Genomic DNA, 6,661 nt, shown 5'->3' with positions numbered 1-6,661 from the left:
GCCGCCGGGGATCGGCCGGTCGAACAGGTAGCCCTGGCCGACGTCGCACCGGTGGCGACGCAGGAACGCCAGCTGCTCGGCGGTCTCGATGCCTTCGGCCACGACCTTGAGCTTCAGGTTGTGCGCCATGGCGATCACCGCGGAGGTGATTTCCATGTCGTCCTGGTTGTCGGGGATTTCGTGGATGAAGCTGCGATCGATCTTGATGATGTCGATCGGGAATTTCTTCAGGTAACTGAGCGACGAGTAACCGGTACCGAAGTCGTCCATGGCCAGAGTCAGGCCCAGGCGCTTGAGCTGATCGAGCTGCAAGTGCGTATCTTCGGTGGCTTCCAGCAGCAAACCTTCGGTCAGCTCCAGTTCGAGCAGACTGGCCGGCAGCGCTTCTTCCTTGAGGATGTTGGCGATGGACGCGACCAGATCGGGATCGGAGAACTGCTTGGGTGACAGGTTGATCGCCACTTGCAGATTGCCCATGCCCGCGGCGGTCAGCGCTTTGCTCATGCGGCAGGCCTGGCGGGCAATCCACTTGCCGATCGGAATGATCAGGCCGGTTTCTTCGGCCACGCTGATGAACTGATCCGGGCGGATCATCCCGCGTTCGGGGTGGTTCCAGCGCAGCAGTGCTTCCATGCCCAGCAGGCGACCGCTGCGCAGGCATAGCTTGGGCTGGTAGAACACGTCCAGCTCGTTCTGGGTCAGGGCGCGGCGCAGGTTGTTCTCGACGAACAGCTTGTAGCTGGCCTCGGCATTCAGCGCTTCGGTGAAGACTTGCACCTGATGCTTACCGTTGGCCTTGGCTTTGTGCAAAGCGAGGCCGGCGTTGCGCATCAGGGTTTGCGGGTCGCGTCCGTGCAGCGGCGCGCAGGCCAGGCCCACGGAGCCGGTGACGCTGATCAACTGGTTGTCGACGAACATCGGTTTGTCGAGGGTCGCCAGCAACTGGTTGGCGATCTGTTGGCCGGTGGCGAGATCCGTGTCGTCGAGCAGTACGGCGAACTCGTTACTGGCGAACCGCGCGAGGCTGCCGCTCGGGCTGAGGCTGTTGCGCAGACGCCGGGCGAGGCTGATCAACAGTTTGTCGCCGGTCTGGTGACCGAGGCTGTCGTTGATCCGCTTGAAGTTGTCGATGTCCACCAGCAGCAGGCTGATCGGCGTATCGCTATCGCGGGCGAAGCGCTCGTCCAGATTGCGGATAAACGCCGGACGGTTGCCGAGGTTGGTCAGATTGTCGGTGTACGCCAGACGCTCGATGCGCTGCTGCGCCAGTTTGGTCTGAGTGATGTCTTCGTAGATGCCGATGTAGTGCGTCAGTTCGCGGTTGTCGCCATACACCTTGGAGATCGACAACTGGCCCCAGTAGGGTTCGAGGTTCTTGCGCCGGCTCTTGAATTCGCCCTGCCAACTGTTGCTCTTGGCCAGTGCCGAGGGCGCATCGAACAGCAGCTCGCTGAGGTTTTCCAGGGCCGGCAGTTCCGACAGGCGCTGGCCGTGGACTTCTTCGGTGGAATACTGGGTGATCGCGGTGAAACTCGGGTTGACGTACTCGACCACACCGTCGCAATTGACCAGCAAAAAGGCGTTGGCACTTTGCTCCACTGCGCGCTGGAACAGGTGCAGGGCGCTGGTGGCGGTGCGGCGGTTGTGGTTGTTGATGACCTGGGCGAATTGATCCGCCAGCTCACCGGCAAAGGCGATTTCATCGGACTGCCAGGCGCGGGTCACGCCGGTCTGCTCCAGACAGAGCACGCCGACCACCTGGCCGTCGACGCGGATGCTGGCGTCGAGCATGGCGTTGACGTCGCGCGGGCGCAGGGCCTCTGCCATCTCGCGTGTGCGCGGGTCGCGCATCGCATTATGCGCGTCGATGGCGCGGCTGCCGTGCAGCGCTTCCATGTAGTCGGGAAAGCCGCTGATGTCGATCACCTCCGGCAGGAGGTATTCCTGCGTTGCGCGGTGATACGCGGAAATCGGCACCAACAGATTGCCTTCGAGGTTCCACAGGCTGGCGCAGTCGATTTCATAGATATCGCAGGCGCAGCGGGTGATCAGTTCGGCGGCTTCCTGCAGCGAGTTGTGGCTGCTGTAGCGTTGGCGGGCGAGCAGCAGAATCAGGTCCTGCTGGGCGCGCACCCGATCAAGGTGCTGCAGTTGTTCCTGCTGGGCGCGCTGGTTGAGTTCAAGGGCGATCTGCAGGCGTGAGTTCTGGGTTTCGAGGTCGACCGAGGGCAGCGCTGGCGCTTCGTCGAAGACATCATCGACCGCCAGTAGATAACCGCGCAGCAAGTGCCGATTGTGCTGCTTATAGGCTTCGCCCAGCTCGAGGATGCTCAACACGCCAGCGGCGGTGTGCAAGGTGTAGCGCACCAGATAATGCGGGCTGTCGCGCAGTTGTTGCTGAATGGTGTCGTGCAGTTGATAGCGCGCTTCAGGCTCCATCAGGCTGGCGTAGGGCGAGCCGACCAGGGCACACAATTCGACGGCCGGCTGGCCGAACTGGCGTTCGCAGTTGGGGTCGAGAAACAGCATCGCCCAACTGGCTTCATTCAAGCGCTCGAAACGCAGCATGCCGAGCCGCGAGGGCACAGGCAACTGCGTCACTACCTCGGCCGCCATACGGCTGGCGGCATCGGGTTGGCTCTTCATGAAGGAACTCGCTTGGAAATATGCTGAACGCGCCGGGCTCGCGCCCTCTTTACTGTTGCCTGCGGCAAGGTTGCATCATTGCGGCACCGACTGACAAGAGAGATGAAGGCCAAGTGCTATAAGAATGTGTCGGCCGCTCAGAGCATTTCTCCAGTAGGTGGTTGAAAAGAGCAAAAGATCGCAGCCTCCGGCAGCTCCTACAGGGATCTAGGTTTGACGGTAGGGCAAGGCAGTTTTTGCTTCTTCGGCATAGGCGAGGATGCCGGCACGTTCCTGTTTCAGAAAATCCTTCACCGCCGCTTTCAACCCGGGATGGCGCAAGTAGTGCCACGAATGCGTGATCACCGGTTCAAAGCCGCGAATCAGTTTATGTTCACCCTGGGCACCCGCATCAAAGCGCTGGTAGCCGTGGGCGATCGCGTAATCCATGCCCTGATAGAAACACGTCTCGAAATGCAGCCGGTCAAACTCGGCCAGACATCCCCAATAGCGTCCATAGAAGCTGTCGCCCCCGACCAGACTGAAGGCCATCGCCACCGGCCGTGAACCCTGTCTGGCGAAGACCACCCGAATCGCCTCCGGCATCCGCGCAGCCAACAGACTGAAGAACTCGCGCGTCAGGTACGGCGCCTGTCGGCGCACGGCATAGGTGTTGGCATAGCAGGCGTAGACAAAATCCCATTGCGCCTCGTCCAGCTCACGCCCTTCCAGCCATTCGAACTCGAAGCCCTGCCCCGCCACTTGCTCGCGTTCCTTGCGCATCTGCTTGCGCTTGCGCGAGCTGAGCACGTCGAGAAAGTCCTGAAAGTCCCGGTAACCGCGATTCTGCCAATGGTACTGACAGCCGATGCGTTGCAACCAGCCCGGTTGCTCGGCCATGGCGGCGTCGGTGAACGGGTCGGTGAAATTGATGTGGGCGCTGGAAAGTTCTTCGATTTCCAGATAACCCGGCAGGCTCTTGAGCAGTTCGAAGCCGTCCTCGACATTCGCCGCCAGCAAGCGCGGGCCACTGACCGGACTGAACGGCACCGCGGTCAGCAGCTTGGGGTAGTAATCGATCCCGGCGCGGGCGCAGGCATCGGCCCAACCGTGATCAAAGACGTACTCACCGTAGGAATGCCATTTGCGATAACCGGGCAGCGCGGCGATCAACCGATCGCCTTCAACATGCAGCAGATGCTCGGGTTGCCAGCCGGTGTGCGGGCCGACGCTGCCACTGTCTTCCAGTGCGCCGAGGAACGCATGGCGCAGAAACGGCTGGTTCTCGGGCACCAGCGCATCCCAGGTCGCGGGGGCGATTTCTGACAGGTTTTGCACACGTTGCAACGGCATCAACTGGCTCTCCACATCTTGGCGTCAAAGCCCCGCGAGTATCGCTGATCAGCTTCCATTGCACACGCTCATTCGGGCGACAGTGCTCCGGCTCAATAGTTCACGAGGACTTTGCATCGTCATCGACATGACATCACTTAGCCACTGCTCTGTCATAAACCATCGCGATACTCGCTCCTGTTTTTAGAGCGCCGGGTTCTACCCGGACACTGTTTTCCGACGTGCGCGTCGGTGTGCCCAGGATGGTTCAGCCATCCCTCTCATCTTCGGAGATTGCTATGCGTCTTGCTTCCACGAAAACTGCGGCGGCCCTGTGCGGTGGCCTGTTGCTGGCCATGAGCGTTCCGGCCAGTGCTGCAGTCGACGCCAAACTGCTCGACATGCTCAAGGCTAACGGTTCCATTTCCCAGGCGCAGTACATTGAACTGCAAACTGAACTGGCCAAGGATCAGAAGGCTCAGCAAATCGCGCAGCAGGCGCAGCAAGAGACCAACGAGCAAATCGCGGCAACCGCGAAGAAAACCAATGAGCTGAGTTCCTTCGACCAGAAGCTTGCCTGGGCCGCCAAGACCCAGTTCAAGGGTGATGTGCGTATCCGTCAGGAGACCGTCAAGATCGACGGTGAATCCAACAACGGTGGTCGCGACAAGGATCGCCAGCGTATCCGTGCCCGCCTCGGCGCCTACACCGAGATCAACCCGCAGGTCGACACCGGTATCCGTATTGCCACCGGCGGCGGCGACGATGCCCGTTCGACCAACCAGGACATGGACAACTACTTCGACAAGAAGCAGATCTGGCTCGACCTGGGTTACATCGACTACCACCCCGACGCCATCAAGAACCTGCACGTGATCGGCGGCAAGATGCTGCAACCCTGGGTCAGCATGGGCGATGTGATCTGGGACAGCGACATCAACCCGGAAGGTCTGGCCGTGACCTACAAATACCCGCTGGGCAGCAGCGCCGAACTGTTCGGCAGCCTGGGTAACTACACTCTCAAGGACAACGTCGACGGCGAAGGCGTGCAATTTCGCCACGATCTGCGCCTGACCGCTGGCCAGTTGGGCAGCCGCTTCGCGATCACCGACAACCTGAAACTGACCCTGGGCGGCAGCGTCTACGCCTACCAGAACGACGAGGACAGCCGTTGCACCGGGACGTCCACACCGTGCGCACTGTCGGTCAACGGCAACTCGGCCAACAACGAATTCCGTCTGTACGAGGGCTTCAGCCAGATCGATATCGGTGGTTTGCCAATGCCGCTGTCGTTCTACGGCCAGTACGTGAAGAACAACGATGCGGTGACCGATGCCGACACTGCGTGGCTGGTCGGCGCCAAGTCGAAAGTCTTCGGCCTGAACCTGGACTACAACTATCGTGACGTACAGCGTGACGCCGTGGTCGGCGCATTCACCGACTCCGACTTCGCCAACGGCACCACCGGTTCCCGTGGCCACAAGTTCAAGGTCGGTTACGATATCGACAAGAACTTCGCCATCGGCGCCACCTACTTCCTGACCAAGGCCGACTTCTCCAGCCGTACCCAGCGTGACGCAGACACCAACACCCTGCAGCTGGACGCGGAAGCGAAGTTCTAAAAAGCGTCACCTGTAGCCTGACGCGGGCGGGACGATCCCCATCATCCGTTCGTTTCATCCGCGTCGGGCTATTTCTGCAAGATGCAAGAACACTGTAGGAGCTGCCGGAGGCTGCGATCTTTTTGATCTTGTTTTTGAGGATCAAAAGATCGCAGCCTCCGGCAGCTCCTACAGGGGGCTCTATTTTTCTTTGCGGCGTTGCTCGGCCAGGCGTTCGGCCAAAGCGTCAATACCCGCCTCGGTTTTCTCCGGCATCGCCTTCAATGTGGCCTGCATCAAACGCATCTGGCGAATGAAACGCCGACAGTTGGGGCAGAACATCAGGTGGTGGCGCACCAACAGTCTCTCGCGAAAGCTCAACTGGCCATCGAGATAATCGCTGGAGCGCGCTACTTGTTCCTTGCAGGTCAGCATTCGCCAGTCTCCTCAAAATGCTCCACCGTGGCGAAGACTTTCAGCCGCGCACGATGCAGCAGCACACGGACATTGGAGAGCGAGATCTCCAGAAGATTACAGATCTCCTCCAGCTCCAGGCCCTGACGCTCGCGCAGCAGCAAAACACTGCTTTGCAGTTCCGACAGGCTGAGCAAGGTGTGCTCCAGGCAGTCGCGCAATTCGCTTTCCGTCAGCAAGGCTTCCGGCGTGTCCTGATGCCAGGCGAACGGCGCCACCAGCCAATGACCGTCACCGGGAGAAAAGCGGTCATCGTCGATGGTGCCGTGGGGTGACGGCAGGTCATCCATCAAGACTTCGCGACGATTTTGTTTGTAACGACTCTTGGCCGAGTTGGCAGTGATGGTCAGCAGCCAGGTCTTGAGACTGGAACGGCCCTCGAAGCTACCGATGTGGCGCACCACCGAAAGCCAGGCGTCCTGCACCACTTCCTCGACATGGCGCTGGCCGACAATCGCGTAAGCCACAGCGCGCATGGCGCTCTGGTAGGTGCTGACCAGTTCCTTGAAAGCTTTTTGCTCACCGGCCAACAGGCGTTCGAGCAGTTGGGTGTCATCCGTTGCGGCCATGCGCGCCTCGTTTTCAGATGGTCGAAAGCAAAAGATCGCAGCCTGCGGCAGCTCCTACAG

The 6,661-nt window shown here is 60.4% G+C and carries 5 protein-coding genes; 1 reads left to right on the top strand and 4 read right to left on the bottom strand.

Features of this window, described 5'->3' with window-relative positions:
* Together HT737_RS22940 and HT737_RS22935 are read right to left on the bottom strand one after the other, a co-directional pair.
* Positions 1-2,646, bottom strand: a 2,646-nt coding sequence (locus tag HT737_RS22940; RefSeq protein ID WP_182404063.1) for a bifunctional diguanylate cyclase/phosphodiesterase, incomplete at its 3' end; no start/stop codon positions are given.
* Between the two features lie 207 nt (positions 2,647-2,853).
* Positions 2,854-3,978: a GNAT family N-acetyltransferase gene (locus tag HT737_RS22935; RefSeq protein ID WP_182404062.1), complete on the bottom strand. Its 1,125-nt coding sequence runs from the start codon at positions 3,976-3,978 to the stop codon at positions 2,854-2,856.
* Positions 3,979-4,256: 278 nt separating this feature from the next.
* On the opposite strand from HT737_RS22935, the gene HT737_RS22930 reads away from it, so the two are divergent.
* The gene (locus tag HT737_RS22930) at positions 4,257-5,579 is read left to right on the top strand and encodes a putative porin (protein ID WP_007966005.1); all 1,323 of its coding nucleotides are present in this window, start codon (positions 4,257-4,259) and stop codon (positions 5,577-5,579) included.
* A 180-nt stretch (positions 5,580-5,759) separates the two neighbouring features.
* On the opposite strand, the gene HT737_RS22925 is transcribed toward HT737_RS22930, so the two are convergent.
* Both HT737_RS22925 and HT737_RS22920 read right to left on the bottom strand, forming a co-directional pair.
* Positions 5,760-5,993, bottom strand: coding sequence for an anti-sigma factor (locus tag HT737_RS22925; RefSeq protein ID WP_047292363.1), 234 nt, complete (start codon positions 5,991-5,993; stop codon positions 5,760-5,762).
* Positions 5,987-6,601 (bottom strand): RNA polymerase sigma factor, encoded by a 615-nt coding sequence (locus HT737_RS22920; protein WP_003222662.1) that lies wholly within the window; start codon positions 6,599-6,601, stop codon positions 5,987-5,989. Before HT737_RS22920 ends, HT737_RS22925 begins: the two co-directional genes overlap by 7 nt.
* Positions 6,602-6,661 lie beyond the last annotated feature (60 nt).

This window comes from Pseudomonas sp. MD195_PC81_125 (genome assembly GCF_014060985.1).
GTDB classification, from domain to species: domain Bacteria; phylum Pseudomonadota; class Gammaproteobacteria; order Pseudomonadales; family Pseudomonadaceae; genus Aquipseudomonas; species Aquipseudomonas parakoreensis.
Note: the sequence above shows the minus strand (reverse complement) of the source record. Positions and strands in the feature narration are given on the sequence as shown.

Excerpts from the sequence above, each read along its gene's own strand:
- HT737_RS22935 (WP_182404062.1), bottom strand. The coding sequence starts at position 3,978 with ATGCCGTTGCAACGTGTGCAAAACCTGTCAGAAATCGCCCCCGCGACC.
- HT737_RS22925 (WP_047292363.1), bottom strand. The coding sequence starts at position 5,993 with ATGCTGACCTGCAAGGAACAAGTAGCGCGCTCCAGCGATTATCTCGAT.
- HT737_RS22930 (WP_007966005.1), top strand. The coding sequence starts at position 4,257 with ATGCGTCTTGCTTCCACGAAAACTGCGGCGGCCCTGTGCGGTGGCCTG.
- HT737_RS22920 (WP_003222662.1), bottom strand. The coding sequence starts at position 6,601 with ATGGCCGCAACGGATGACACCCAACTGCTCGAACGCCTGTTGGCCGGT.